General features: G+C 59.4%; 25 protein-coding genes. 11 read left to right on the forward strand and 14 right to left on the reverse strand.

Going from position 1 to position 24224, the window contains the following annotated elements:
* Window positions 1-28 precede the first annotated feature (28 nt).
* The 4 genes from lspA to OE750_RS17120 all read right to left on the reverse strand — a co-directional run bounded on the left by lspA (window position 29) and on the right by OE750_RS17120 (window position 5264).
* Entirely contained in the window at window positions 29-508 is a 480-nt protein-coding gene (gene lspA, locus OE750_RS17105) for a signal peptidase II (protein WP_263765530.1), read from the reverse strand.
* Between the two features lie 53 nt (window positions 509-561).
* On the reverse strand, window positions 562-2163 hold the full coding sequence (gene purH, locus OE750_RS17110) for a bifunctional phosphoribosylaminoimidazolecarboxamide formyltransferase/IMP cyclohydrolase (protein ID WP_263765531.1): 1602 nt from the start codon (window positions 2161-2163) through the stop codon (window positions 562-564).
* 13 nt (window positions 2164-2176) lie between these two features.
* A complete protein-coding gene (locus OE750_RS17115; protein ID WP_263765532.1) occupies window positions 2177-3913 on the reverse strand; it encodes a heparinase II/III family protein in 1737 nt (578 codons plus the stop codon).
* Window positions 3914-4007: 94 nt separating this feature from the next.
* Window positions 4008-5264 (reverse strand): RsmB/NOP family class I SAM-dependent RNA methyltransferase, encoded by a 1257-nt coding sequence (locus tag OE750_RS17120; RefSeq protein ID WP_263765533.1) that lies wholly within the window; start codon window positions 5262-5264, stop codon window positions 4008-4010.
* 63 nt (window positions 5265-5327) lie between these two features.
* Between OE750_RS17120 and OE750_RS17125 the strand changes: the two genes are divergently transcribed.
* Window positions 5328-5507 (forward strand): DUF1674 domain-containing protein, encoded by a 180-nt coding sequence (locus OE750_RS17125; protein ID WP_263765534.1) that lies wholly within the window; start codon window positions 5328-5330, stop codon window positions 5505-5507.
* A 100-nt stretch (window positions 5508-5607) separates the two neighbouring features.
* On the opposite strand, the gene dapB is transcribed toward OE750_RS17125, so the two are convergent.
* Window positions 5608-6417, reverse strand: a complete 810-nt coding sequence (gene dapB, locus OE750_RS17130) for a 4-hydroxy-tetrahydrodipicolinate reductase (protein ID WP_263765568.1) — start codon at window positions 6415-6417, stop codon at window positions 5608-5610.
* Window positions 6418-6505: 88 nt separating this feature from the next.
* On the opposite strand from dapB, the gene rbfA reads away from it, so the two are divergent.
* The 4 genes from rbfA to OE750_RS17150 are packed head-to-tail and all read left to right on the forward strand — an operon-like array spanning window position 6506 to window position 9143.
* Window positions 6506-6901, forward strand: a complete 396-nt coding sequence (gene rbfA, locus OE750_RS17135) for a 30S ribosome-binding factor RbfA (protein ID WP_263765535.1) — start codon at window positions 6506-6508, stop codon at window positions 6899-6901.
* The gene (locus OE750_RS17140; RefSeq protein WP_263765536.1) at window positions 6885-7631 is read left to right on the forward strand and encodes a phosphodiester glycosidase family protein; all 747 of its coding nucleotides are present in this window, start codon (window positions 6885-6887) and stop codon (window positions 7629-7631) included. The genes rbfA and OE750_RS17140 overlap by 17 nt, the downstream gene beginning before the upstream one ends.
* A 16-nt stretch (window positions 7632-7647) precedes the next feature.
* Window positions 7648-8553 carry a tRNA pseudouridine(55) synthase TruB gene (truB, locus tag OE750_RS17145; protein WP_263765537.1) on the forward strand — a complete coding sequence of 302 codons (906 nt, stop codon included), beginning with the start codon at window positions 7648-7650 and terminating at the stop codon, window positions 8551-8553.
* An 8-nt stretch (window positions 8554-8561) separates the two neighbouring features.
* The gene (locus tag OE750_RS17150; RefSeq protein ID WP_263765538.1) at window positions 8562-9143 is read left to right on the forward strand and encodes a hypothetical protein; all 582 of its coding nucleotides are present in this window, start codon (window positions 8562-8564) and stop codon (window positions 9141-9143) included.
* Here the strand turns inward: OE750_RS17150 and OE750_RS17155 are convergent.
* From OE750_RS17155 to OE750_RS17175, 5 genes are read right to left on the reverse strand one after another with little or no spacing between them, the layout of a single operon-like run.
* Window positions 9140-9856 (reverse strand): LrgB family protein, encoded by a 717-nt coding sequence (locus OE750_RS17155; RefSeq protein ID WP_263765539.1) that lies wholly within the window; start codon window positions 9854-9856, stop codon window positions 9140-9142. The genes OE750_RS17150 and OE750_RS17155 overlap by 4 nt on opposite strands.
* The gene (locus OE750_RS17160; RefSeq protein WP_263765540.1) at window positions 9849-10196 is read right to left on the reverse strand and encodes a CidA/LrgA family protein; all 348 of its coding nucleotides are present in this window, start codon (window positions 10194-10196) and stop codon (window positions 9849-9851) included. Before OE750_RS17160 ends, OE750_RS17155 begins: the two co-directional genes overlap by 8 nt.
* A gap of 54 nt (window positions 10197-10250) precedes the next feature.
* A complete protein-coding gene (locus tag OE750_RS17165) occupies window positions 10251-11075 on the reverse strand; it encodes a substrate-binding domain-containing protein (RefSeq protein WP_263765541.1) in 825 nt (274 codons plus the stop codon).
* Entirely contained in the window at window positions 11072-11785 is a 714-nt protein-coding gene (locus OE750_RS17170) for an ATP-binding cassette domain-containing protein (RefSeq protein WP_263765542.1), read from the reverse strand. The genes OE750_RS17165 and OE750_RS17170 overlap by 4 nt, the downstream gene beginning before the upstream one ends.
* Window positions 11779-12483 carry an ABC transporter permease gene (locus OE750_RS17175; RefSeq protein WP_263765543.1) on the reverse strand — a complete coding sequence of 235 codons (705 nt, stop codon included), beginning with the start codon at window positions 12481-12483 and terminating at the stop codon, window positions 11779-11781. Before OE750_RS17175 ends, OE750_RS17170 begins: the two co-directional genes overlap by 7 nt.
* A gap of 136 nt (window positions 12484-12619) precedes the next feature.
* Between OE750_RS17175 and OE750_RS17180 the strand changes: the two genes are divergently transcribed.
* Genes OE750_RS17180 through OE750_RS17190 form a run of 3 tightly spaced genes read left to right on the forward strand, consistent with a single transcriptional unit; the run spans window position 12620 to window position 15110 of the window.
* Window positions 12620-13345, forward strand: coding sequence for a 5-oxoprolinase subunit B family protein (locus OE750_RS17180; RefSeq protein WP_263765544.1), 726 nt, complete (start codon window positions 12620-12622; stop codon window positions 13343-13345).
* Window positions 13338-14348, forward strand: a complete 1011-nt coding sequence (locus OE750_RS17185) for a biotin-dependent carboxyltransferase family protein (protein ID WP_263765545.1) — start codon at window positions 13338-13340, stop codon at window positions 14346-14348. The genes OE750_RS17180 and OE750_RS17185 overlap by 8 nt, the downstream gene beginning before the upstream one ends.
* A 3-nt stretch (window positions 14349-14351) precedes the next feature.
* Window positions 14352-15110 carry a LamB/YcsF family protein gene (locus OE750_RS17190; protein ID WP_263765546.1) on the forward strand — a complete coding sequence of 253 codons (759 nt, stop codon included), beginning with the start codon at window positions 14352-14354 and terminating at the stop codon, window positions 15108-15110.
* Here the strand turns inward: OE750_RS17190 and dapA are convergent.
* Window positions 15107-15982: a 4-hydroxy-tetrahydrodipicolinate synthase gene (gene dapA / locus OE750_RS17195; RefSeq protein ID WP_263765547.1), complete on the reverse strand. Its 876-nt coding sequence runs from the start codon at window positions 15980-15982 to the stop codon at window positions 15107-15109. The two genes, OE750_RS17190 and dapA, sit on opposite strands and share 4 nt — an antisense overlap.
* Before the next feature lie 117 nt (window positions 15983-16099).
* Here dapA and OE750_RS17200 point away from each other — a divergent pair, with 117 nt between their 5' ends.
* Window positions 16100-18052 (forward strand): lytic transglycosylase domain-containing protein, encoded by a 1953-nt coding sequence (locus tag OE750_RS17200; protein ID WP_263765548.1) that lies wholly within the window; start codon window positions 16100-16102, stop codon window positions 18050-18052.
* Here the strand turns inward: OE750_RS17200 and OE750_RS17205 are convergent.
* Window positions 18049-18939: a DMT family transporter gene (locus tag OE750_RS17205; RefSeq protein WP_263765549.1), complete on the reverse strand. Its 891-nt coding sequence runs from the start codon at window positions 18937-18939 to the stop codon at window positions 18049-18051. The genes OE750_RS17200 and OE750_RS17205 overlap by 4 nt on opposite strands.
* 1 nt (window position 18940) lies before the next feature.
* On the reverse strand, window positions 18941-19609 hold the full coding sequence (gene mnmD, locus OE750_RS17210) for a tRNA (5-methylaminomethyl-2-thiouridine)(34)-methyltransferase MnmD (protein WP_263765550.1): 669 nt from the start codon (window positions 19607-19609) through the stop codon (window positions 18941-18943).
* Between the two features lie 55 nt (window positions 19610-19664).
* Here mnmD and OE750_RS17215 point away from each other — a divergent pair, with 55 nt between their 5' ends.
* Window positions 19665-20705 (forward strand): NAD(P)/FAD-dependent oxidoreductase, encoded by a 1041-nt coding sequence (locus tag OE750_RS17215; protein WP_263765551.1) that lies wholly within the window; start codon window positions 19665-19667, stop codon window positions 20703-20705.
* 205 nt (window positions 20706-20910) lie between these two features.
* Window positions 20911-22236, forward strand: coding sequence for a UDP-glucose dehydrogenase family protein (locus tag OE750_RS17220; protein ID WP_263765552.1), 1326 nt, complete (start codon window positions 20911-20913; stop codon window positions 22234-22236).
* Window positions 22237-22245: 9 nt separating this feature from the next.
* Here the strand turns inward: OE750_RS17220 and OE750_RS17225 are convergent, their stop codons facing one another.
* Window positions 22246-24129, reverse strand: a complete 1884-nt coding sequence (locus OE750_RS17225) for a polysaccharide biosynthesis protein (protein WP_263765553.1) — start codon at window positions 24127-24129, stop codon at window positions 22246-22248.
* Window positions 24130-24224: the final 95 nt, after the last annotated feature.

Below are 24224 nucleotides of genomic sequence, written 5' to 3' on the forward strand. Positions count from 1 at the left end.
CCTGTCTTACCCTGTTTTTAGGACGAGGTCACGAAGGGTTTTTACTTGTCTCGCCCGATGTAAAAAGCACGAGGCCCACTGCCCCGAAAAATACCGCTATATCAGCTATATTAAAGGAAAACGGGTTATTAAACCCGCAGCAGGACATGTTCAGGAAATCGGCCACCGCGCCATACATGATACGGTCGATCACATTTCCCAAAGCGCCGCCTACGAGCATCCCTGCCGAGATCTGCCCCGGTGTGCTGGGCTCTTCTCTGGAGATCCAGATGAAGACAGCGGCCGAGATAATGATGGCCACAGTGACCAGAACCCAGCGGGTCAGATCGCTGTTTTCGGCGAAAAGGCCGAAATTGACACCGTAGTTCCACGCCATGCGCAGGTTGAGGAAGGGCGGCCAGACATCTATCGAGAGCCTCTGAGCCAGATTGAGCCAGTGCACCACAAAGTATTTGGTGATCTGGTCGATCACAAAGGTCGCTAGGGCGACCCAAAACATTATGCGCATCGGCGCTCTCCTGCCTTTGAGCGTTTCCCGCCCTGATTGTACTGCTTCGACCTTTAGTGCCTGAAATGGCGCATACCGGTCAAGACCATTGCCAAACCTGCTTCATCGGCTGCTTTGATGACTTCATCGTCGCGCATTGATCCACCCGGCTGGATAATGGCTGTTGCGCCTGCTTCAGCGGCGGCCAAAAGGCCGTCGGCAAAGGGGAAAAACGCATCGGACGCCACAACAGAGCCTTTGGCGAGGCTCTCGGGCAAACCACATTCCTCTGCCATGCGCGCGGCTTTGAGGGCTGCGATTGTCGAGCTGTCAACGCGGCTCATCTGGCCTGCGCCCACACCGACTGTGGCGCGGTCTTTGACATAGACAATAGCGTTTGATTTCACATGCTTGGCGACTGTCCACGCAAAGAGCATATCGGCCAGTTCGGCCTCGGAGGGGGCGCGTTTTGTCACCACCTTGAGATCATCCAGCGTGATGTGACCATTGTCTTTGTCTTGCACGAGCAAGCCGCCGGACACCTGACGATAGCTGAGCTGAGCTGCGCGTGGATCGGCGAGAGCGCCTGTGGTGAGCAGGCGCAGGTTTTTCTTGGCGGCGAAGATTTCGCGGGCCTCGTCGGTGGCATCGGGGGCGATGACAACCTCTGTGAAGATATTGCAAATTTCTGATGCTGTCGTGGCGTCAAGTGTCTGGTTGAGCGCGATAATACCGCCGAAAGCAGAGGTGCGGTCACAGTCAAACGCGCGTTTGTAGGCCTCGATGAGCGTATCGCCGCGGGCAACGCCACAGGGGTTTGCGTGTTTGATGATGGCCACGGCGGGGCCATCGGCAGGTGCAAACTCGCTGACCAGCTCAAACGCGGCGTCTGTGTCGTTGATGTTGTTGTAGCTGAGCTCTTTGCCTTGGTGCTGGGTGGCTGTGGCCACGCCTGCGCGCGAAGAGCCGTCTTTGTAGAACGCTGCCTTCTGGTGCGGGTTTTCGCCGTAGCGGAGTGTTTGGGCCAATGTGCCTGCAAAGGCGCGGCGGCGGGGTGTTTCAACGCCGATGGCTGCCGCCATCCATGTGCTGACGGCGGCGTCATAGGCGGCTGTGCGGGCGTAGGCTTTTTGCGCCAGTTTCTTGCGGAACTTGGGGCAGGTTGCGCCATCGTGCTGCGCCATATCGCCAAGCAGACTGTCATAATCCTCGACATCGACCACCACGTTGACGAAGGCGTGGTTCTTGGCGGCGGCGCGGATCATGGCGGGGCCGCCGATGTCGATATTTTCGATGCAGGTGTCATAGTCGGCGCCTTTGGCGACGGTTTCTTCAAAGGGGTAGAGATTGACGACGAGAAGGTCGATCGGGGCGATGTTGTGTTCGTCCATTGCCGCTTTATGGCCCGCATCGTCCCGCAGGGCGAGGAGGCCGCCGTGAACCATCGGGTGCAATGTTTTGACGCGGCCATCCATCATCTCGGGGAAGCCTGTGACTTCGGACACATCTTTCACCGCGAGGCCGGCTTCGCGGAGCGCTTTGGCACTGCCGCCTGTTGAGAGAAGCTCGACGCCCTGCTCGGCAAGGGCGCGGGCCAGATCAACGAGGCCGGTTTTGTCGGAAACAGATAGAAGCGCGCGGCGGATGGGCGAGTGGGAAGTCGTTGACGAAGTCATTTGGCAGCAGTCCTTAGGTCAGATCAATATCGTCGCGCCTTATGTCGCGCAGGGCAATGGCGCTGTCATGCGCCTTGGCCAGCGACCAGCGGATGCGCGTGGCATACTCCATTGCGCGGGCAGATAGAACGATTTGTTTTGCCGCACGGGGCTTTAAGCGGCCTGTTTCAAGGTAAACACTTGGTTCGACGCTCATTTCGGCGTTGGCTTCGCAGCGCAGAACCCAGATTTCACCGCTGCGCAGGGCGAGAGAAATGGCCGCGCCGCCCATATCGATTGCGGCGTCGACTTCGGGGTGAAGGTGAAAGCGGATCTGGAAGAGGAGGCCCGCATCGACGCCGTGATCGAGCGCTTTCTGGAAGGTGGCTTTCTCGGTGTCCTCCACGGCGAAGAGCATATCCTCGCCCGCGAGGCCGCGGCCATCGAATGTGAGCTCGAGGGTGCGCGCGTGGGTGAGGCCGTGGGTTTTGGCCCAGCCGTTATGACCACCCTGAAAGCGGATGCCATCGGTCACGCTGCTGATTTCGACGGGCACATGGGTTGGCCCTGAAGAGATCAGCTCGGAGCCGTCGCGGGAGGGGCTGGTGAGGCGGGAAGAGGAGACGCCCTCGATACAGAGTGTGCTATGGGAGGGTGTGGCGCGGCCTGCGCGGCGCCAATCGGCCCCGAAACAGGCCCCTGAGCCGCAGTTGACGATAAGCGGGCGGCGGCCTGATGTGAGCTCGAACGCCAGTGTGGAGGCGTGGGCGTTGTGGCTGGCTTTGCCCTGTGGCGGCAGGGCGGCATCGACGATGATGCTGGTGCGGCCAGCGGAGAGGCGGGCGTAGCCCATCGAGAGACCTTCAGGTGCTGCGGGCTTGACGCCGGAGGCAGCGAGCGCATGCTCCAAGCGGCCTTCGACACCTTTGCCGCCACCGTGAAAGCGCGCCAGAGCGCCATCGGCATGGCGCAAGCTGCGCAAGGTGGGCGCGATACGCAGAAGCGCGGCCTCATGTTCGGGGGTGACGTGATGCCCCGTTTCGCGCAGCGCGAGGGCAGACCAGCTGAGCAAGGTGAAGACTTCCAGCAACTCTTCGGGGTTGCGGGTGGATAAGCCGCCCATGTCATCAATCTGGCTGGCGCATTCACGGGCGAGGGCTTTTTGCGCGGGAGGGATATGTCGCTCCATGCCTTCGAGAGAGAGCGCGGCATACAGCAAGCCTGTGAGCGCCTCGAACCGCGCAAGGCCGGGGCGTGCGGCGTGCCAGCGCTTGCCCAGAAAGTTGGTCTGATGCGCAAGGGAGCGAAAGAACAGATCGGATTGCGCTTTTTCGCTGTTTTGCAGCAGAAAGAATGCGTGGTTGATCCAGCGGATAAGGCGGCGGCCTGTAAGATCGGGTGTCCAGCCAACGCCCTGTCCGCGCCCGTAACGCTCAAGCCATTGCCAGACCCATGTTTGCGCGCAATTTCTCGCGGGAATGTCGCCGACTGCGGCCAGATCATCAAGCCATGCGCAGCCGTGGGCCTCGGCCTGAAACTCGGCACCGGCTTGCGGCAGATCCCAGAATTCGAGCCGCGCGCCGGAGAGGAGCTGGCCAGCGAAAAGGTAGTTGCCTGCAATGAGCTGTTTGCCCCGTGCGAACATGCCGATGGTGCGCGGCTCGGGAGAGGAGATGAAGGCCGTGGGCGCGGCAGAATAGGCCCCGCTGCGCGCTGCAACACGGTTGAAAAAGCGCGCGATAAACGTGCCTAGCGGGTCTTGTTGTGACATACTGCTGTGCCTCTTGCGCTCTTTTCGGCGTCTTTAAGGGTGACTTTACACACCAAGGCGGCATTGGTCACCACAGAAAAACGCGCAGGGCGAATTAGGCGCGATTCAGCACAGCGATGTAGAAGCCGTCCATGCCGCCGATCTCGCTGAAGTAGTCGGGGCGCAGGCGCAGCCCGCCCTCTTCGGTGATCCATTCGGGATTGATTCCGTCATGTGCGAGCACAGAGGTATCGGCGGTGAACTCGGGGTGGGTTTCGAGGAAATCCTCGATTTGCACTTCGCCTTCGTCGGGCAAAAGCGAACAGGTGCAAAACACCAGCCTTCCGCCGCTTTTGACGAGGGTTGAGGCGTGGGCGAGCATCTGCGCCTGAAGCTCGATCAGCGCGCCGAAATCATCGCCCGTTTTTGCGTGTGGCAGATCGGGATGGCGGCGGAGCGTGCCTGTGGCGGAGCAGGGGGCATCGAGCAGCACGGCATCATATGTGCCCTCGTGCGTGAGCGCGTCTTCGCAAAGGACTTTGGCTTTGAGATGTGTGCGTGCGAGATTTTCGGTAACGCGCGCAAAGCGGGCCTCGGAGGCATCAAGCGCTGTGACGGTTGCACCGGTGTTGGCCAGCTGCATGGTTTTGCCGCCCGGAGCGCAACACATATCGAGGACAGTTTCGCCTGACCGGGCGTTGAGCAGTTTGGCGGGGAGAGCGGCGGCGGTGTCTTGCACCCACCAGTCGCCTGCTTCAAAGCCCTCAAGCGCCGTCACCTGCCCTGCGTCGGCGAGACGGACAGAGCCAAAGGGGGTGAGCGTGCCGCCGAGCTTTTGCGCCCATGTTTCAGGATCGGATTTCACTGACAGATCGAGGGGCGCGCCTGCGAGGTGTGCGGCTTCCATCGCGCCGACGATTTCGGCTGAGTAAGCCTGCGCAAGCGGGCCGCGCAGCCATTTGGGCAGGCGGGGCGCGCGCAGGATTTTGACTTTCTCGGGGGCTTCGGCGGCGACCTTGCGCAGGACCGCGTTGACCAGCCCTTTCATGGCGCCGTATTTCTTGTGCCTGGACACAAGCGTGACCGCTTCATTGACCACGCCGTGGGCATCACCGCCGTGGGCGAGCTCGATTGTGGACAGGCGCAGAAGGTTCATCACATAGGGCGCGGGGGCTTTGCGCAGGTGGGGCTTCAGGATCTTGTCGGCGCGCTCGAGGTTGCGCAAAGTTTCGTTGGCCAACCGCATGGCGCGGGCTTTTGAAGCTCCATCAAGGCCTTCAAGTGCACGCAGGGCGGCAGATTCAGAGAGCAGACGGCCCTCGTTGAGAACCTGATTGAGCATGGAAAGCGCGGCTTGGCGGGGTGTGGGCATGAGGCGTCCTTGGCATTGGGTTGCCTGCGGCATATATCAGGGCGAGCCTGAAAGGAATATGCCATGTCGGAGAAGAAAGACTTGCCGGAAGCCGCGAAACGGGCGCTGGCCGAGGCCGAAGAGCGCCGTGCGGCGCGTGACGCCGAGATGAAAGCGCGGCCCAAGGAGCTTGGCGGACGCGACGGGCTTGACCCTGCGCGCTATGGTGACTGGGAGAAAAAAGGCATCGCGATTGATTTTTGAGGGATTGCGCCCCAGCTTTGCTGGGTCGCTACGCTGGGGGCTTTGCCCCCAGACCCCCAGGATATTTCGAGCAAGAAAAAAGGGTGAAGGGGTTTCAGGTTTAGAGGCCGAGAACGTCGATCATGTCGTATTGGCCGGGGGATTTGTCCTGACCCCAGAGAGCGGCTTTGAGAGCGCCACGGGCGAAAACCGAGCGATCAGAGGCGATGTGGCGCAGGATGATGCGCTCGCCCATGGCTGCAAACATCACGTCATGTTCCCCCACGATATCGCCGCCACGAATGGCGGCAAAGCCGATATCGCCGCGTTTGCGTGCGCCTGTGAGGCCGTCGCGGCCACTTTCGCGCACATCATTGAGCGAGATGCCACGGCCTTCGGCGGCGGCTTCGCCGAGCATAAGGGCGGTGCCTGACGGGGCATCGACCTTTTGGTTGTGATGCGCCTCGATGATTTCGATGTCGTAGTCTTCATCCAAAGCGGCGGCGACCTTTTTGGTGAGCTGTGTGAGAAGGTTGACTCCGAGACTCATGTTGCCTGCGCGGATGATGACGGCGTGGAGAGAAGCAGGCTCTAACTTGGCGATTTCGGCCTCAGACATGCCTGTTGTGCCGATGACATGCACGGCGCGGGCCTGAGCGGCCAAAGCGGCGAACTCGAGTGTGGCGGACGGCGCGGTAAAATCAATCACCGCTTGGGCGCGCGCAAAACTTGGCAGTGGGTCGCTCTCCACCATCACGCCAACCTCGCCGAGGCCGCAGAGCAGGCCGATATCCTGCCCTATGGCATCGCTTCCTTCACGCTCTATTGCGCCGACGAGGCGGGCCTTGTCTGACTGCACGACTGTTTTGACAAGCATCTGGCCCATGCGGCCTGTTGCGCCTGTGATGACTATTCCTGGCAGATCGGACATGGAAAAACTCCGGTAAATTCTTGCTGAGTTGCTCATAGCGCAGGCATGGACGCTTGGCAAAGCTTTGCAGAACGATTAGGTGCTGCACATGGCTAAGAATAATTTTCAAGACGGGGCTGGCCCCACACAACGGCAACTGCGCGTGGGCGAGCTTATCCGCCGCACGCTTGCACAGGTATTGGCGCAGGGTGATATCCATGACCCCGAGTTGAACCGGCTGTCTATTACGGTGGGCGAGGTGCGTTGCTCGAACGATCTTAAGATTGCCACGGCTTATGTGATGCCTTTGGGCGGAATCGGGCGTGAGGATGCTGTTGCGTTTCTAGCGCGCAACAAGCACGAGCTGCGCCGTATTATCGGCAAGAAAGTCGGCTTGAAATATACGCCTGATTTGCGCTTTCGGCTTGATGAGACGTTTGACCAGATGGATGCCACGCGCGAGATGTTTGAGCGCGATGAGGTGAAGCGTGACCTTGAAGATTAGAGCTGCGCTGGCGCTTGTGCTGGCGTGGGCTGCAAGCGGGGCTGTGGCTGTGCAGTGCGCAGACCGCGTGCATGAGGGGCAATCCTATACAATTTGCGAAGTGGACGCCACGCAGGAAGAGATGCGGCTGTTTCTGAAAGACGGAAGCGGCAAGCTCCTGGGGCAGTTCTTTACTGTGGACAGCGCTTTGAAACCCGAGGGCAAGCGGCTTGGCTTTGCGATGAACGCGGGGATGTATCACGAAGACCGCTCGCCTGTGGGCCATTACCTTGAGGATGGCGAAGAGCTTATGCGAGTGATTCCCAATGCAGGGCCGGGCAACTTCGGGCTGTTGCCGAACGGGGTGTTTTGCATTGGAGAAGGGCGCGCCGATGTGATCGAGACCATGCGGTTTTTAGATGAGAAACCGCAGTGTAAATACGCAACCCAAAGCGGGCCGATGCTTGTGATTGACGGGAAGTTGCACCCGCGGTTTCTCGTTGACAGTGACAGCCGCTATGTGCGCAACGGGGTTGCTACATCCGAGGACGGGACGCGCGCTGTGTTTGTGATCTCGAACGGGCGGGTGACCTTTCATGAGATGGGAATGTTTGTGCGTGACGGGCTGAAGCTGCCGCAGGCGCTTTACTTTGACGGCAATGTGAGTCGGATTTATGCACCCGATTTGAACCGCGCGGACGCGGGTTTTTTACTGGGGCCGATTGTGGGTGTGGTTGAAGCCGCCGACTGAAATTTACGAGGGATATATGGGACGTAAACGCAAAGGGCGCGATATTTCGGGCTGGCTCGTGGTGGATAAGCCTGCGGGGCCGACATCAACCGCAGTGGTGAACAAGGTGCGTTGGGCGCTGAATGCTGCCAAGGCGGGCCATGCGGGCACGCTTGACCCCGAGGCGACAGGTGTTCTTGCTGTGGCGCTGGGCGAGGCGACCAAGACGGTGCCTTACATCACAGATGCGCTGAAGGCCTATGTGTTTGATGTGAAGCTTGGCGAGGCAACCAACACGGACGATGCCGAGGGCGAAGTGATTGCCACCTCTGACACGCGACCAAGCGACGAGGAGATCAAGGAAGCGCTTCTGAAGTTTGTGGGTGATATCGAGCAGGTTCCGCCGAAGTTTTCGGCTGTGAAAGTGGACGGGCAGCGCGCTTACAAGCTTTCGCGTGCGGGAGAGGACATTACGCTGGAGGCGCGGCCTTTGTATGTGGACGAACTCACAATGGTTGAACGCACGGATGCGGACCATGTGACGCTGGAAATGGTTTGCGGCAAAGGCGGTTATGTGCGCTCGATCGCGCGCGACCTCGGTGAAGCGCTGGGCTGTAAGGGGCATGTTTTGCGCCTGCGTAGAGTCTGGTCCGGGCCGTTTGAGGCCGAGAACGGGCTGACCTATGAGCAGATCGAGGAGTTGGCGAAAACGCCCGAGCTTGACGCTTATGTGCAGCCGCTCGAAATGGGGCTGGAAGACTTGCCCGAAGTGAAAGCCACCGCAGAAGGCGCGGCCAAGCTGCGCAACGGGAACCCCGGAATGGTCTTTGCCGCTGACGTCGAATATGGCGAGGAATGTTGGGCGAGTCTTGACGGCAAGGCTGTTGCCGTGGGCATGTATAAGGCAGGCGAGTTGCACCCCAGCCGCGTGTTCAACCAGTGAGGGGCGCTATGCCATCTGTTGTGAAATCAAAACTGTTTGTGGGTTTTGCAGCGGTGCTTTTGGCGATGGTTGTGGGCTTTGGCTTTGCGCAGATGCGCGGGTACGCGGAGCATATGAACGGGCATGGCCACGGCGCGGGGCATCAGCACGACATGGTCAATATGCCCGGCCTCAAGGGGCGTGATGCGACGGCTGAGGAGAGCGAAGAACTCGCCGTGATGTTCAACCGTTTTGAGGAGATTTCCCGCAGCGTTGAAAACTTGCCGAACGGCATCCGCACGGTGACCTTTGGGCAAGACGAGGAGCTGATGGGTGTTGTCACCAGCCATGTGATCGGGATGATCGACCGTGTCGATATGGGGCGCGACCCTGAGGTGATCATCCAGTCGCCCACGCTTGACATCTTGTTTGAGCGGCGCGCGAGCATTGTGACCGAGATGGACATTACCGAGGCGGGGATTGTTGTGATCCAGACTTCGGATGACCCCGAGGTCGTGGAGGCGCTGCACGTTCATGCCGGTGAAGTGAGCGCGATGGTGGAACGCGGCATGGCGGCTGTGCACGATATGATGGCCGCACGGAAGCCTTAGAAAAACAACCCCCAGAGGATTGGCAACAAAAGCGCTGTTGCCAAGGCGTTGAGCCCCATGGCGAGGCCGGAAAATGCGCCTGCTGTTTCGTTGACTTGCAAGGCGCGGGCTGTGCCTATGCCGTGGCTGGCTGTGCCGATGGCAAGGCCACGGGCGCGCCAGTCTTTTACGCCAATGAGATTGAGCAGGAGCGGGCCGAACATGGCTCCGAAGATGCCTGACACGATGACAAGCACGGCGGTGAGCGAGGGTAGGCCGCCCAGCTCTTCGGCGATGCCCATGGCCACAGGAGCTGTCACCGATTTGGGCGCTATGGTTGCCATGAGCGCCTCGGAGCTGCCCGCGACCCAGAGCACGGCCACAGCAGAGGCCACTGCGGCAAGCGAGCCCGTGAGGAGGCTTGCGCCTATGGCGAGCCACGAGCTGCGCACATGATGCCACTGGCGGTAAAGCGGGATTGCGAGCGCCACTGTGGCAGGGCCAAGAAGGAAGTGAACGAACTGCGCCCCTTCGAAATAGGTGAAATAATCTGTGCGCGTGAGGGCGAGTACGGCGACGACGATTGCGACCGCGCCAAGCACCGGGTTGAGTAGAGGATTGCGCCCGCCTTTTTCAAAAACGAAGCTGGCGGCCTGAAAGGCGGCAAGCGTGAGCGTGAGGTGAAAGAGCGGGGAGGCGGAGAGGTAGACCCATGTTTCGGATAGGTTATTCATCGGCCGCCGCCTTGCTGAGAAACCGCATCATGAGGGCAGTCACAATGATGGCGGCGGAGGTGCTGATTGCCACGGCGAGAGAGAGCGGAACGAGCGCTTCTGAAAGAAGCGTGAGGTGCATGATGACACCTGTGCCGGCTGGCACGAAGAGAAGCGACATATTCCGCAAAAGACCATCGGCTGTGCTTCCGAGAGCCTCGGGAACATGGCCACGGACAAGCAGGAAGATGAAGAGCAGGGCCATGCCAAGCACAGGGCCGGGAACAGGCAGACCGAGCGCGCCGACGATGACCTCACCGAACAACTGGCAGCAAAGAATGAGAGTGAGATAACCGACCATGCGCGCCTCCGAATTAGGGCCTCACTTTACGCGAGGCCCTTGAAGGCGCAAGGGTTACTCGGCGGCCTTGAGCATCTGCTCGGCATTGAAGGTGAAGAGCGTTTCACCGTTGATAGTGTAGCTGTTGATCAGCTCTGCGGCACGCGCACTTGTGAGCCAGTTTTCGAGGTTCATCGCCAGGTCGTGCTTCACGTGGGGGTGCATTTCGGGGTTCACAGGGAGGAAGGCATATTGGTTGAAGAGCACAGGATCGCCTGAAAAGAGCAATGTTAGAGACTGTTTGTTGCCAAAATTGAGCCAGCTGGCACGATCTGTCAGCACGTAGGCGTTGAGGCCTGCGGCTGTGTTGAGTGTGGCGCCCATGCCTGCGCCGGCTTCATTATACCAGCTTGTTCCGCGCTTGGTGTCGTCAATGCCTGCGGTATTCCAGAGCGCGAGTTCCATTTTATGCGTGCCGCTGTCATCTCCGCGCGACGCAAATGGCGCTTCGTTTACTGCGATGGCTGTGAGCGCTTCCTTGGCTGTTTCTACACCAGCGATTTTGGCAGGGTCATCCGACGGGCCGACGAGAACAAAATCGTTATACATGATCTCGCGGCGGTGCGTGCCAAAGCCGCCTTCGAGGAAGGCTTCCTCGGCTTTACGCGAATGCACGAGAATCGCATCGACATCGCCCGCTTCGCCAAGGCGGATGGCCTGCCCTGTGCCGACAACGATGAGCTGCACTTCAAGGCCGATGTCTTTCTGGATTTCGGGCAGCAGGATTTCGGACAGGCCCGAATTGTGAAACGAGGTTGTTACCGCCATTTTGAGTGTGTCGGCGGCGAGGGTGCTGGCCGAAGCAAAAAGTGCTGCGGCTGTGAGGATGGAACGTATCATAAGACTAGGTCTCCTTTCAGAAAGGCTTGCGCCTCGGGGGTTTTGGGACTGTTGAAAAAACTCTCTGCGCTGGCAGATTCGGTGATACGGCCTTTGTTGAGGAAGAGAACATCAGTCGCCAGGCGGCGGGCTTGGCCAAGGTCGTGTGTGGCCATGAGAATGCGGGTTCCTGTGTTACGCGCCTCAAGGATGAGGCGCTCGATATCGCGGGTGGAGGCTCCATCAAGGTTGGCGCAAGGCTCATCGAGGAAGAGCAGTTGCGGTGCGCGGATAAGCGCGCGGGCGAGGGCCAGTTTCTGCCGTTCGCCGCCTGAAAGCGCGCTGGCGAGCTGGTGCTCGTGGCCGGCAAGGCCGATAGAATTAAGCCATATTAGAGCCTGCTTTTCGGCATTGGCGCGCTTTGTTCCATGGAGTGTGAGCGGATAGGTGAGATTGCCTAGAACGGTGCGGCGCAACATCACGGGTGTCTGGAAAACAAAGGCTTGCTGCGCATAAGCTTCGGCGCGCGGCGCAGCAAAGCGGACGCGGCCGCCGGAGGGCTTTTCCAGCCCGTGCATAAGCCTGAGCAAAGTGCTTTTGCCTGCGCCATTGGGGCCGAGGATGATTGTGAGGCCGTTTGCCATGATCTCAAGATCAACAGGGCCGAGAAGGCGCTTGCCGTTACGCGTGACGGAAGCGTTTTGCACGGAAAGGGGAGGGATGCTTACCATCTGTCGCGCACCTCCGTGCCAGAGAGAACATGCAGCGCGAGGTTGACAGCTATGGCGAGACCAATGAGCACGAAGCCCAGACCGATCGCCAACGCGAAATCGCCCTTGGAGGTTTCGAGTGCGATTGCCGTTGTCATGACGCGGGTAACATGGTCGATGTTACCGCCAACGATCATTATTGCGCCGACCTCGCCTATGCCGCGGCCAAAGCCTGCCAGCGCGGCGGTGAGAAGGGCGCGGCGGCTGTCCCACAGCAGGGTTTTGATCCGCTGGGAGCGGGTTGTGTTGAGCGAGATGAGCAGGTCGTGATATTCGGCCCAAAGATCGCGGATAGACTGGTGCGCGATGGACGCGATGAGCGGTGTGAGGATGATCACCTGCGCGATGATCATGGCCCATGGGGTGAACAAAAGACCCATGACGCCGAAGGGGCCGGAGCGTGACAGCATGAGATACACCACAAGGCCTACGACGACGGGGGGCAGCCCCATGAGCGCGTTGAGCATGGCGATGACGAAGCGGCGGAACCGGTAGCGCGACACGGCGAGCCATGCGCCGAGTGGCAGGCCGACAAGTGCTGCGATGGCCACGGCAGAGCACGTCACAAACAAGGAGCGCGCCGCGATCTCGTAAAGATCGGCGTCAAATGTGACGATCAGCCAGAACGCGGCCTGTATGCCTTGCCAGATTTCGAGCATGTGCTCCCCTTTTCATCTGCATAGTGGCGCGGGTTAGTGCTGACCATGGGCCCATTTGCGGATAAGCACTTTCAAATTGCGACATCATGCGTGAGATTGGGGTGTGAAAGTTTCGGATAGGAAAACCATGGTCGAAATGCCGCAAATTGCCCCGATCGGGACTGAAGGCTACCTTGTGCGCTTTGCCGACCGCCTGGATGATGCGGCGAACAAAGCGCTTCAAGGCTATGCCGAGGCCCTTGAGGCGGAAGCTGTTGAAGGCGTTGTCGAGATTTCGACAGCGCTGGCTTCGGTTTTTGTGCGTTTTGATGTGCTGCGGATTACGCGGGCAGATCTGGTGGCGAAATTGCAAACGCTTCTGAGCAGTCGCGACTGGAAAACAGAGACTAACAAGGCCAAACCACGGCTTTGGCGCGTGCCGACCCTTTATGGAGGTGCGGCGGGGCCGCAGCTTGGCGAGGTGGCAAAGCTTGTGGGTGTGTCTGAAGAGGCCGCCGTGCGGGAGCTGAGCGAGGTGCGCGTGCGTGTGCTCGCTATCGGCTTTGCGCCGGGGCAGCCTTACCTGGGGATGCTTCCCGAGCGTTGGGATGTGCCGCGACAGACGGAGCTTTCCCCCCGTGTGCCGCAGGGAGCGCTTGTGCTGGCGGTGCGGCAGCTCAACCTTTTTGCAAACGAGACACCCACAGGCTGGCGGCATATCGCGACCACGCATATGAAGCTGTTTCGCCCGAAAGAGCCACAGCCCTTTGCGCTGAGGCCAGGGGACGAGGTGCTCTTCCCTGCGGTATCAGAGCACGATTGGGCCATGTTAGAGACTGAACCTATGGGTGGAGCAAAGCTTGAGGAGGCGAGTGATGCCTGAGCTGACGCTGCACCAGATTGGCCCGAACGCGAGCCTGCAAGACCTTGGCCGTGAGGGCTATCTGCGCTTTGGCCTGTCGCGCGGTGGGGCGATGGACAGAGTAGCCATTCTGGAAGCGGCGGCTTTGCTGGGGCAGCGGCTTGATCTGACGGCGATCGAACTGCCGAGCGCGTCTGTGAAGCTGGGTGTGAGTGTTGCCCAACGGGTTGCGCTGACGGGAGCGCCCATGCTTGCCGATGCAGACGGGCGCGCCTTGCAGTGGGGGGCGAGCCATAAACTTGAGGCGGGAGAGGTTCTTTCTCTGCGGCCAACGGGGCGAGGCCTTTACGGTTATATTGCATTTGGCGGTGGAATAGAGACTGATTTGACGCTTGGTCACCGCTCGGCGCACTTTACTGGCGGGCTTGGCCGGGCGCTTCAGGCGGGGGATGTTCTGCTGCTGGGGGACGATACCAAAGCCGGTGAACCACCAAGACGATTGAAGCCTGATGCGCGGTTTGACGGCGGGCGCTTGCGCTTTGTTACGGGGCCGCAGACGGGGCTTTACAGCGCCGATATGCTGGCGGCCTTTGAGGCCACGCGCTTTACCAAGAGCGGACATGCCAACAGGCAAGCGGCCAAGCTTGAGCATGAGGGCGCGCCTTTTGCCGCCGAGGGGCAACTTGGCATTGTTTCGGAAGTGATTGTGCCCGGTGATATCCAGATGACGGGAGAGGGCGAGCCGTTTGTGTTGCTGGCCGAGCATCAGACGATGGGCGGCTACCCGCGGATTGGTGCGGTGATTCCGCAGGATATGCCGCGCATTGCGCAGGCGAGCGCGGGGGCCGAGCTTTGGTTTGAGCGGATTTCGCTTGAGGAAGCGGATGCGCTCTACCTTCCAGAAAAAGAGCTTTTGCGCAGGATTAGAGACGCATCAGAGCCTTTGGTGCGTGACCCCAGAGAAATGAGCGACCTGCTCAGCTATCAGCTGATCAGCGGGATGATTACAGGACAGGAGGACTAGGACATGGTCATGAAGGTAGATCTCAATTCGGATATGGGCGAGGGCTTTGGCCCTTGGCGCATGGGCGACGATGCAGCGCTGCTTGATGTCATCACCTCGGCCAATATTGCTTGCGGCTTTCATGCGGGTGACCCTGATGTGATGGCACAGACCATGCGATTGGCGGCGAAAAACGGTGTGGGCATCGGGGCGCACCCCGGGTTTGCAGACCTGAAGGGCTTCGGGCGCAGGCGGCTTAATATTGGCGCAGAAGAGCTGGGCAACCTGATTGCCTATCAGTTTGGCGCGGCTGAGGGGATGGCCAGAAGCGTGGGTGCGGGCGTTCGGCACTTCAAATTGCACGGGGCACTGGCGAATATGTGTGCGGAAGACGCGACGCTGGCAAAGACTTGCTATGAGGCGGCGCTGCGGGTGAACCCCGAGATTATCCTGATGGTGCTGGCACAAACGGCGCAGCAGAGTGCTGCGGAAAGTCTTGGCGCAAACTGGGCCGGCGAGATATTTGCCGACCGCGCTTATGAGGATGATGCAACGCTTGTGGACCGTTCAAAGAAGGGCGCTGTGCTGCATGACGCCGATGTGGCGGCAGAGCGCATTCTGAACATGCTGCGCGAAGATGCGATTATTGCGGAGAGCGGCAAGCGGATTGCGGCGAAGATCGACACGATCTGTTTGCACGGGGATACGCCAGAAGCCGTGGATATGGCCCGCGCGCTCAGAACGAAGCTGAGCGCGGCGGGTGTGACGCTGGCGATGTTTTAGTTGAGCAAACCGGCGTGGCGCAGGGCGTCATCTATCAGCGCTTCTGTCTCGGAGCTGACTGCCGTGAGCGGGAGGCGCACCTCGGCTTTGCAGAGGCCCAGACGGGACATCGCGTATTTTGCGCCTGAAACACCCGGCTCTTTGAAGATCGCGATGTGCAGCGGCATAAGACGGTCTTGCAGCTCGAGTGCTTTGGCGTAGTCACCTGCAAGCGTTGCTGTCTGGAACTCGGCGCAGAGCTTGGGGGCCACGTTGGCCGTGACCGAGATACAGCCGATGCCGCCGTGAGCGTTAAAGCCGAGCGCTGTTGCATCTTCGCCTGACAGCTGGATGAACTCCTTGCCGCATGTGATACGCTGCTTGGGCACGCGGGAAAGGTCGCCAGTGGCGTCTTTGACACCTACGATGCGTGGCAACTCGGCGAGCTCACCCATGGTTTCGGGGGACATATCGACAACCGAACGGCCGGGGATGTTGTAGATAATGATCGGTAGATTGCAGCAATCGTGCACCGCTCGGAAATGGGCGATAAGGCCCGCTTGCGTGGGTTTGTTGTAATAAGGCGTGACCACGAGAATGCCGTTTGCGCCCGCTTTTTCAGCGGCCTGCGCGAGGCGGATCGACTCAAGCGTGTTGTTTGAGCCGGCGCCCGCGATTACGGGAACACGGCCAGCGGCGGCTTTAACCACGACCTCGACGACTTTGTCATGCTCGGTATGTGTGAGCGTGGGGCTTTCACCCGTTGTGCCGACAGGAACGAACCCGTGCGAGCCTTCGCCGATGTGCCACTCGACCAGTTGTTTGAGTGTATCTATATCCAGCTCACCGTTCTTGAACGGCGTGACCAATGCAGGCATGGATCCTTTGAACATGATACGCTCCTTTTAACTTCTTTGATGCAGTGCGCCGCCTTTCGTGATTGGAGGGGCGCTGAATTGCAGGATATGGTGGGCCTGTTCTATCCTGTCTCATAAGGGAAAATGCAAGAGATGTTTCTGCGAGCCGCTGTTCTTTCGGGTCTTACCATGCTGCCTATTGCCGCTTTTGCCGAGGCTTTCGCAGCGCCGCGCCCTTTGAGCAGTGCGATGCACGCTGCCGGGAGAGGTGATTGGGCGGCGGCGGATATGCTGGCTGCAAAGGCCGCTCCCGAGGCGCGCGTGCTCATGCAATGGATCAAGCTGCGGGCCGGTAAGGGCAGCGCCGGGGAGGTTTTGGCCTTTTTGCGCGATTATCCGCACTGGCCCGGGCTTGAGCGGTTGGGCCAGCAGAGTGAAGACGCCTTTGCCGAGGCAAGCAATGCCGAGCGGCTGGCGTTTTTTAAAACCCATACGGCGCAGAGTAACCGCGGTGTCTTGAGCTATGTTGAGGCGCTTTTGGAAGCAGGTGAGCGTGGTGAAGCGGAGGCGACGCTTGTTATGGCGTGGCGCAGCTTTGATATGGATGATGCCTTGCAGGCGGAATACCTGGAGAAACACGCCGATTTGCTCGCCCCGCACCATGAGGCGCGGCTGGATATGGTGCTGTGGCGCGGCCTGTCGGACGATGTGCGACGTATGCTGCCTTTGGTGAGCGCCGATCAGCGCGCGCTGGCCGAGGCGCGGCAGGGTTTGCGCGCAGGTGCGCCCGACCCCGAAGTGCTTTTGGCAGCCGTGCCAGAAGATTTGCGAGGGCATCCGGGCCTCGCTTATGAGGAGTTTCTCTGGCACTACCACCGCGGCAGCAAAGAGCGCGCGATCAAGCTGATGATTTCCAATAGCGCGGCGGGAAACCTTGGCGAGCCTTTGCGCTGGTCTGGCTGGCGGCGTAGCCTTGTACGCCAGATCATGCGCGAGGGCGATGTTAAGACAGCCTATGCGCTGAGTCTCAACCACGGGCTGTTTGATGGTAGCGCCTATGCGGACCTTGAGTGGCTTGGCGGTTATCTGACACTGAAAAAACTGGATGACGCCGCGAAAGCACTCGCGCATTTCGAGCGGATGAAAGAGACGGTCGAGTCGCCCATTTCGCTGGGGCGTGCGGGCTTTTGGAAGGGCGAGGCTCTTGAGAAGCTGGGCCGCACCGAAGAAGCGCTTGCGGCCTATAAGGCAGGTGGGCAGCACCAGACGAGCTTTTACGGGCTTTTGGCGGCGGAGAGGGCCAATTTAGGCTCTGATATTGCCCTAAAGGGCGCTGAGTATTTCCCTGCGTGGCAAGCCGCAGCTTTTGCCAAGAGTGATCTGGCACGGATTGTCGAACTGGCTGTGAAGAACAATATGCTGAGTTTGGCGGAACAGTTTATTCTTGCGATGGCCGAGGATGCGGACCGCACCACGCTGGGCCAGCTGGGCAACTTTGCCACCGATCTGGGCGCGCCGCATCTGGCTGTGATGCTCGGCAAGGATGCGGCGGGCCGTGGGATTGTTTTGCCTGCGCATTACTACGCGTTGCACCCGATGACGGAGATGCCGCTGCCTGTGCCAATGGAGATGGCGCTTGCGATTGCACGGCGCGAGAGCGAGTTTGACCCCTCTGTTGCCAGCGGCGTGGGCGCGCTTGGATTGATGCAGGTGATGCCCGCTACGGCCAAGGAAGTGGCTGAGGGGATTGGGCTTGAATACGAGCGCGCGCGCGTTCTGAGTGACTGGCGGTATAATGTCACCCTTGGTTCGGCCTACCTTGCCACGCTTTCAGAGCGTTATGACGGGAATGTTGTTATGATGTCGGCGGCCTATAATGCGGGACCGTCGCGGCCTGACCGCTGGATGAGCGAGCGGGGAGACCCGCGCAAGGGCGAGGTGGATATGATCGACTGGATCGAGAGCATCCCGTTTGACGAGACACGCAATTATGTAATGCGCGTGGCGGAGAGCTTGCCTGTATACCGTGCGCGGATGGGCAAGGCGGCGCATCCTGTGCCGTTTAGCCAGGAGCTTGTCGGTGCAACGCTACGAGCGGGCAACTAGGCCTCTTCCTGCGCTTTGGCCTGTGCTTTGGCCTGCGCGCGCCAGAGCGTAAACAGGCCCGCACAGACAACAACCGCCGCGCCGATGGCGACATTGGCCTCGACGCTTTCGCCAAAGACCAGAACGCCGATGAAGCTGACAAAAACCAGTTGCAGATAGGCGAAGGGCTGCACGGCGCTGGCTTCGGCGACCTCGTAGGTTCTGATCAGAAGCCAGTGCGCGAAAGCGCCTGTGAAGCAGAGCGTAATCATCCAGATCCAATCTGGCCGCGCCATTGGCTCCCAATAGTTGAGGCCTATGGCTGTCATCATCACGGCGCCTGAAACACCTGTCCAGAAAAACGAGGTTGCGGCTGTATCCTTGCGCGCGGCGAAGCGGGTGAGCAGGCCGTAGAGGGCAAAGAGCAAGGCCGCGACAAGTGGGACAATGGCGGCGGGCGCAAAAACGCCAAAGCCGGGCTTGAGGATGATCAGCACCCCGACGAAGCCGATAAAAATAGCAGCCCAGCGCCGCCAACCGACAGCCTCGCCGAGGATCGGGCCTGAAAGCGCTGCGATGAGCAGGGGGTAGCTTGTGAAGACGGCGTGTGATTCTATGAGGCCGAGGAGTGTGAAAGCGTAGATCATCACGCAGATTTCGGTGGCGAGGATGAGGCCACGGCATATCTGCAAAATCGGCTGTTCTGTGCGTGCGGCGGCGCGAATGCCGCCAGCTTTGCGATAGGCAATGGTTGTGACGAAAGCCGCGAAGAACCAGTAGCGGACCATCACCACCATAAGCACGTTATACTCGGCGGCAAGGTGGCGCGAGATACCATCTTGCACGGCGAAGACAAAGGTTGTGGCGATCATCAGCCAGATGCCGAGGCGGGTGTTGTTTTCGGCCATGTTACGGCATCCTTGCTGTGGTCATGTGGCGTTTGCGCCCGAAGCCTGTGCGGCGGGTCACTTCAAAACCCGCATCGGCCAGAGCGCGGCGCACGAAGCCTGCGGCGGTATAGGTAGCGGCTGTGCCTTGGGTTGCGGTTTGAGCAGCGAGTTGCGCCATGAGTTGCGGTTCCCAGAGCTCGGGGTTTTTGGCGGGAGAGAAGCCGTCAAGAAACCAGGCATCGGCTTTTTGGGCCATGTTAGAGACTGTTTCACGCGCATCACCGAGAATGAGATTGAATTTTAGATCGTCGGTTTCAAAAGCGGTTGCGCCCGTGTGCCACTGCGGGGCCAGTTCGGTGCTGAGTGTGGCGAGATCAGGGAAGGCGGCTTGAGCGGCGAGCATATCTTCGGGCTTCATCGGGAAGGCCTCGAAGCTGGTAAAGTGAAGTTTGCCTGCCTGCTTTGTATCGCGCCAGAGTTTGAGGGCGGCGAGCAGGTTGAGCCCCGTGCCAAAGCCGAGTTCGGCGATGTGAAAACCATCACGGAAGCGCGTGGGCAGGTCATTGCCATCCAGAAAGACATAGCCGGTCTCTTCCAGCCCGTTCTCAAGGCTGAAATACGGGTCGTCAAAGCGCTGCGAGACGGGCACTTGGCCGTCGCGCCAAGTGAGCTCGGCTGGCTGGTTCATCTGTGGCAAATCCGATAGAGACGTAACTGAATGACCATGCAACCGCTGTGAGGGAATGGCAAGGATGGACGTGACTGTGAAGGGTGCCGGGATATTCGGCCTGTCTATCGCCTGGGCCTGCGTTGAGCGAGGTGCACGGGTGCGGGTGATCGATCCGAACGGAACCGGCGGTGGTGCGAGCGGCGGCATTGTAGGCGCGCTTGCGCCGCATGTACCGGAGAACTGGAACGGGAAGAAAGAGTTTCAGTTCCAAAGCCTGATTGCGGCAGAGGATTTCTGGAAGAATGTGGAGAATTATGCAGGAATAGAGACGAGTTATGCCCGCACGGGGCGTGTGCAGCCTTTGGCGGATGCGCGCGCTGTGGAGCTTGCGCAGGCGCGAGAGGAAACGGCGAGAGAGCTTTGGCGGGGGAAGGCCGATTGGTGCGTTGTGAGCGCTGAGGCGCTGAGCGGGCCGCTGCCCGAAAGCGAAACGGGACTATATGTGCACGATACGCTTACGGCGCGGATGTTTCCACGGCAGGCCTGCAAGGCGCTGGCCGCGGCGATTGTTGCGCGGGGCGGAGAGATTCTGCGTGACGGGACAGACGCGGGGCAGGTTGTTTGGGCGACGGGGGTGCATGATTTGGAGCGGCTCTCGGCACATTCTGGCAGGCCCGTGGGCAATGCCGTGAAGGGACAAGGGGCACTTCTGGAGTTTGATATGCGGGAGGCGCCGCAGATTTTTGCCAATACTGTGCATATCGTGCCGCATTGGAACGGGACGGTGGCCATCGGATCGACCAGCGAGCGCGATTATGCGGAGGCGGACAGCACAGATGCGCAGCTTGATGCGGTTTTGGAGAAGGCTTTTGCGGCTGTGCCCGCTTTGCGCGAGGCGAAAATACTGGAGCGTTGGGCAGGGCTGAGGCCACGCGCGAAGAGCCGTGCGCCGATGTTGGGGCGGCATCCGCTTGAGGAGGGGGCGTTTATTGCCAATGGCGGTTTCAAGATCGGATTTGGGATGGCGTGCGAAGTTGCGCGAGTGATGGCTGCGTTGGTTCTGGATGGGATAGATACCATTCCAGCTGATTTCGTGCCTGAAGTATCGCTTTAGGCTTCGAATTGGCTTCGCCAATCCGACCATGTGGGGGCTCTACCCCCACACCCCCGAGGTATTTTGAACAGAAGAAGAGTAGGGCGTGAAAGACAATCGTTACCTTTTTGCGCCAAGGTCGTGCGTGGTTTTTGTGCTGCGTTGACAGGGGCGTAGACCGCTGCGAAAACTGTTTAAAAAGAACATAAAAATAAAGGGCAGTTAGATGAAGATCGCGATGATTGGCACGGGGTATGTTGGCCTTGTTTCTGGTGTGTGCTTTTCGGACTTCGGGCATGATGTTGTTTGTGTGGATATGGACCCCGACAAGATCGAGATGCTGAAGCGTGGCGAAGTGCCTATCTTCGAGCCGGGGCTGGATGCGCTTATGGCCAAAAACGTGGCGGCGGGGCGGCTGTCATTTACCACTGACCTCAAGACTGCGGTTCAGGATGTGGAAGCGGTGTTTATCGCTGTGGGCACCCCGACGCGGCGCGGCGATGGCCATGCGGACCTGACCTATGTGATGGCGGCGGCAGAGCAGGTTGCGCAAGCGCTCACGGGGTATGCTGTGATTGTGACGAAATCGACCGTGCCTGTGGGCACGAACCGTCAGGTGAAGCAGGCGGTGCGCAAGGCCAATCCGACGCTTGACTTTGACGTGGCTTCAAACCCCGAATTCCTGCGTGAAGGCGCTGCGATTGACGACTTTATGAAGCCTGACCGTGTGGTTCTTGGGGTGCAATCTGACCGCGCTGACGAGATTATGCGTGAGGTGTATCGCCCGTTGTTTTTGCGCGACTTTCCGATTGTGACGACCGATCTTGAGAGTGCGGAGATGATCAAATATGCGGCCAACGCTTTTCTGGCGACGAAGATCACCTTTATCAACGAAATTGCGGCACTCTGCGAACTGACGGGGGCGGATGTGAAGCAGGTGAGCAAGGGCATCGGGCTTGACGGGCGGATCGGTAACAAGTTCCTCCATGCGGGGCCGGGGTATGGCGGCTCGTGCTTTCCGAAAGACACGAAGGCCTTGGCGCGGATCGGCCAGGAGCACGGCTTGCCCATGCAGATCACCGAGACGGTGATTAAGGTGAACGAAGAGATCAAGGACCGGATGATCCAGAAGCTGCTCGACCTTGTGGACGGGAGCTTTAACGGCAAGATCGTGGCTGTGCTTGGCGTGACTTTCAAGCCCAACACTGACGATATGCGCGCGAGCCCAGCTTTGAAGATTGTGCCTGCGATGATTGGCGGTGGTGCGAAAGTGCGCGTTGTGGACCCGCAGGGACGGCACGAAGGCGAGGCGTTGCTTCCCGGTGTGCAGTGGGCGGAAGATGTATATAAAGCGGCGCAGAATGCCGACCTTATGGTGATCCTGACGCAGTGGAACGAGTTCCGCGCGTTGGACCTCAAGAAAATTGCCAAGAAGATGAACGCGCCGAAACTTGCCGATTTGCGCAATATCTATTCGGAACAAGACGCCAAGAAGGCGGGCTTTGATGCCTATGTCTCTATCGGGCGGCGCGATTATTTTCGCGAAGAGTAATGCTGCGGGTTAGCTGCTCAGCGGGGCGGCAGCCTTCTCGGCTTGTGCCGTGTCTTTGGTGATCCAACGGGTCACAATAGAGCGGGCGATGCTTTCGTCATACTGCTCTACGGCGCTGCGGATATCGCGCAGGGCATTGGCCACTTCGATCTCTGATAACGCGCTTTCCTGAACCCTGAGGATTTTGGGGTGAGGGGTTGTGAGCATGTCGGACGAGATGAGCAGCTCTTCGTGCATCTTCTCGCCGGGGCGCAGGCCAGTCACCTCGATTTCGATATCGCCGTGGGGATTCTCTTTATCTTTTACCGAATAGCCGGAAGCTTCGATCATCTGGCGGGCCAATTTGGCGATGGGCACAGGTTTGCCCATGTCGAGGACGAATACATCTCCGCCACGCGCATAGGACGCGGCGAGAAGAACAAGGCGGGCAGCCTCGGAGATTGTCATGAAGTAGCGCGTAACTTCGTTGTGCGTGAGTGTGAGTGGGCCGCCACGGGCGATTTGCTCTTTGAAGAGCGGGATGACGGAACCTGATGAGCCGAGGACATTGCCAAAGCGAACCATCGAAAAGCGCGTATTTGTGCTGCGCGAAGCGAGGTCTTGCACCACAAGCTCGGCAAGGCGCTTGGAGGCGCCCATAACATTGACGGGGCGCACGGCCTTGTCTGTGGAAATCAGAGTAAACCGGCGGACGCCAGCGGCGCGGGCGGCTTCAGCGACAATCTTGGTTCCGAGCACGTTGTTTGCCAGCCCTGCGATGGCGTTTTCTTCAACCAACGGCAGGTGTTTGTAGGCTGCGGCGTGAAGAATGACATCAACGTCATGCGCGCGCAGCGTATGTTCGATCAGGCGCTTGTCGGTGACAGATCCAAGGATCGGCACAATTTTGAATTCGGCGGGAGTTTCCGAAAGCTCTTTGTGGATTGTGTAGAGCGCGAGCTCGGAGTGATCTATCAGGATGATGCTTTTGGGCGAGCAACTGGCGATCTGGCGGCAAAGCTCGGAGCCGATGGAGCCTCCTGCGCCAGTAATCATCACATGTCTGCCGGAATAACTTTCTGCCACACGCGGTAACTCGTGAGAAAGGTGCCCGCGCCCGAGAAGCTCGTTGATGACCACTGGCGTTGATTTGGAGCCGATGGTGCCCTTGCTGAGCAGGGTCGCAAAGCTGGGCAGCGAGTGAACCTCACAGCCGAGAGACCGGAGCTTGTAAGCCAGGCGCGCCTGTTCGGTTTGTGATGCGGAGGGCAGGCACAGAACGATGCGGTCAATGTTCTCGGAGCGGACCAGATCGGCAAGTTTGAGCGGAGAATATACGGGCAAGCCTGCGATAGTCAGGTTTTGCAGCGTCGGATTTTCTTCTATGAAGGCAACAAGCTCGAGGCTCTCATCAGATTGCAGCGCCATGGCAAGCTGCTGGCCGGTTTGCGACGCACCGTAAACAAGAATGCGCGTGCGCGATCCGCCTGTCTGGTAGGCGCGGATGAGAAGTTGACGCAAGATCATGCGCATGGCCACGGTTGAGAGCATCAGAACCATGGTGAAAACGATAAACACGGCATAGCCGTTGAGCGCGCCTACGCCGAGGTTGAGCACAAATGCCATAACGCCAAGTGAGACCGCGAATTTTGCGGTGCGCAGAATTCCTTGCATTTCGTAGGAGTTAAGCTTGATTCGAGTCAGGCCCAGAAAGTTGCTGGAGAGCGCGGCGGCTACCATGAGTGTCGCGACCAGAAGAACGAGAGACACCTGCGAGGCTTGCGCCAAGGCCCCCGCACCCAGAACGAGAAGAGCAACACCAAGAGAGAAAGGAACGATGAGTGTGTCGAGCACCATAAAAATAAGGCGCTTTTGGGGGCGTTTCAGGCGCGTCGCAAATTTGAGGGCCAACATAGCTGAAAAATTCCTAACTCGTTAAATCCTAAATGCCACTGCGCGCCGCGAACCGTTTACGAGAAAATGCGCTATTTCCGACAGATAGTTTTTAC

This window comes from Lentibacter sp. XHP0401 (assembly GCF_025751535.1).
Classification (GTDB): domain Bacteria; phylum Pseudomonadota; class Alphaproteobacteria; order Rhodobacterales; family Rhodobacteraceae; genus Lentibacter.

Bases quoted from the DNA above. Each gene is read 5' to 3' on its own strand.
- lspA (WP_263765530.1), bottom strand. From the start codon at position 508: ATGCGCATAATGTTTTGGGTCGCCCTAGCGACCTTTGTGATCGACCAG.
- purH (WP_263765531.1), bottom strand. From the start codon at position 2,163: ATGACTTCGTCAACGACTTCCCACTCGCCCATCCGCCGCGCGCTTCTA.
- OE750_RS17115 (WP_263765532.1), bottom strand. From the start codon at position 3,913: ATGTCACAACAAGACCCGCTAGGCACGTTTATCGCGCGCTTTTTCAAC.
- OE750_RS17120 (WP_263765533.1), bottom strand. From the start codon at position 5,264: ATGCCCACACCCCGCCAAGCCGCGCTTTCCATGCTCAATCAGGTTCTC.
- OE750_RS17125 (WP_263765534.1), top strand. From the start codon at position 5,328: ATGTCGGAGAAGAAAGACTTGCCGGAAGCCGCGAAACGGGCGCTGGCC.
- dapB (WP_263765568.1), bottom strand. From the start codon at position 6,417: ATGTCCGATCTGCCAGGAATAGTCATCACAGGCGCAACAGGCCGCATG.
- rbfA (WP_263765535.1), top strand. From the start codon at position 6,506: ATGGCTAAGAATAATTTTCAAGACGGGGCTGGCCCCACACAACGGCAA.
- truB (WP_263765537.1), top strand. From the start codon at position 7,648: ATGGGACGTAAACGCAAAGGGCGCGATATTTCGGGCTGGCTCGTGGTG.
- OE750_RS17150 (WP_263765538.1), top strand. From the start codon at position 8,562: ATGCCATCTGTTGTGAAATCAAAACTGTTTGTGGGTTTTGCAGCGGTG.
- OE750_RS17155 (WP_263765539.1), bottom strand. From the start codon at position 9,856: ATGAATAACCTATCCGAAACATGGGTCTACCTCTCCGCCTCCCCGCTC.
- OE750_RS17160 (WP_263765540.1), bottom strand. From the start codon at position 10,196: ATGGTCGGTTATCTCACTCTCATTCTTTGCTGCCAGTTGTTCGGTGAG.
- OE750_RS17165 (WP_263765541.1), bottom strand. From the start codon at position 11,075: ATGATACGTTCCATCCTCACAGCCGCAGCACTTTTTGCTTCGGCCAGC.
- OE750_RS17170 (WP_263765542.1), bottom strand. From the start codon at position 11,785: ATGGTAAGCATCCCTCCCCTTTCCGTGCAAAACGCTTCCGTCACGCGT.
- OE750_RS17175 (WP_263765543.1), bottom strand. From the start codon at position 12,483: ATGCTCGAAATCTGGCAAGGCATACAGGCCGCGTTCTGGCTGATCGTC.
- OE750_RS17180 (WP_263765544.1), top strand. From the start codon at position 12,620: ATGCCGCAAATTGCCCCGATCGGGACTGAAGGCTACCTTGTGCGCTTT.
- OE750_RS17185 (WP_263765545.1), top strand. From the start codon at position 13,338: ATGCCTGAGCTGACGCTGCACCAGATTGGCCCGAACGCGAGCCTGCAA.
- OE750_RS17190 (WP_263765546.1), top strand. From the start codon at position 14,352: ATGGTCATGAAGGTAGATCTCAATTCGGATATGGGCGAGGGCTTTGGC.
- dapA (WP_263765547.1), bottom strand. From the start codon at position 15,982: ATGTTCAAAGGATCCATGCCTGCATTGGTCACGCCGTTCAAGAACGGT.
- OE750_RS17200 (WP_263765548.1), top strand. From the start codon at position 16,100: ATGTTTCTGCGAGCCGCTGTTCTTTCGGGTCTTACCATGCTGCCTATT.
- OE750_RS17205 (WP_263765549.1), bottom strand. From the start codon at position 18,939: ATGGCCGAAAACAACACCCGCCTCGGCATCTGGCTGATGATCGCCACA.
- mnmD (WP_263765550.1), bottom strand. From the start codon at position 19,609: ATGAACCAGCCAGCCGAGCTCACTTGGCGCGACGGCCAAGTGCCCGTC.
- OE750_RS17215 (WP_263765551.1), top strand. From the start codon at position 19,665: ATGGCAAGGATGGACGTGACTGTGAAGGGTGCCGGGATATTCGGCCTG.
- OE750_RS17220 (WP_263765552.1), top strand. From the start codon at position 20,911: ATGAAGATCGCGATGATTGGCACGGGGTATGTTGGCCTTGTTTCTGGT.
- OE750_RS17225 (WP_263765553.1), bottom strand. From the start codon at position 24,129: ATGTTGGCCCTCAAATTTGCGACGCGCCTGAAACGCCCCCAAAAGCGC.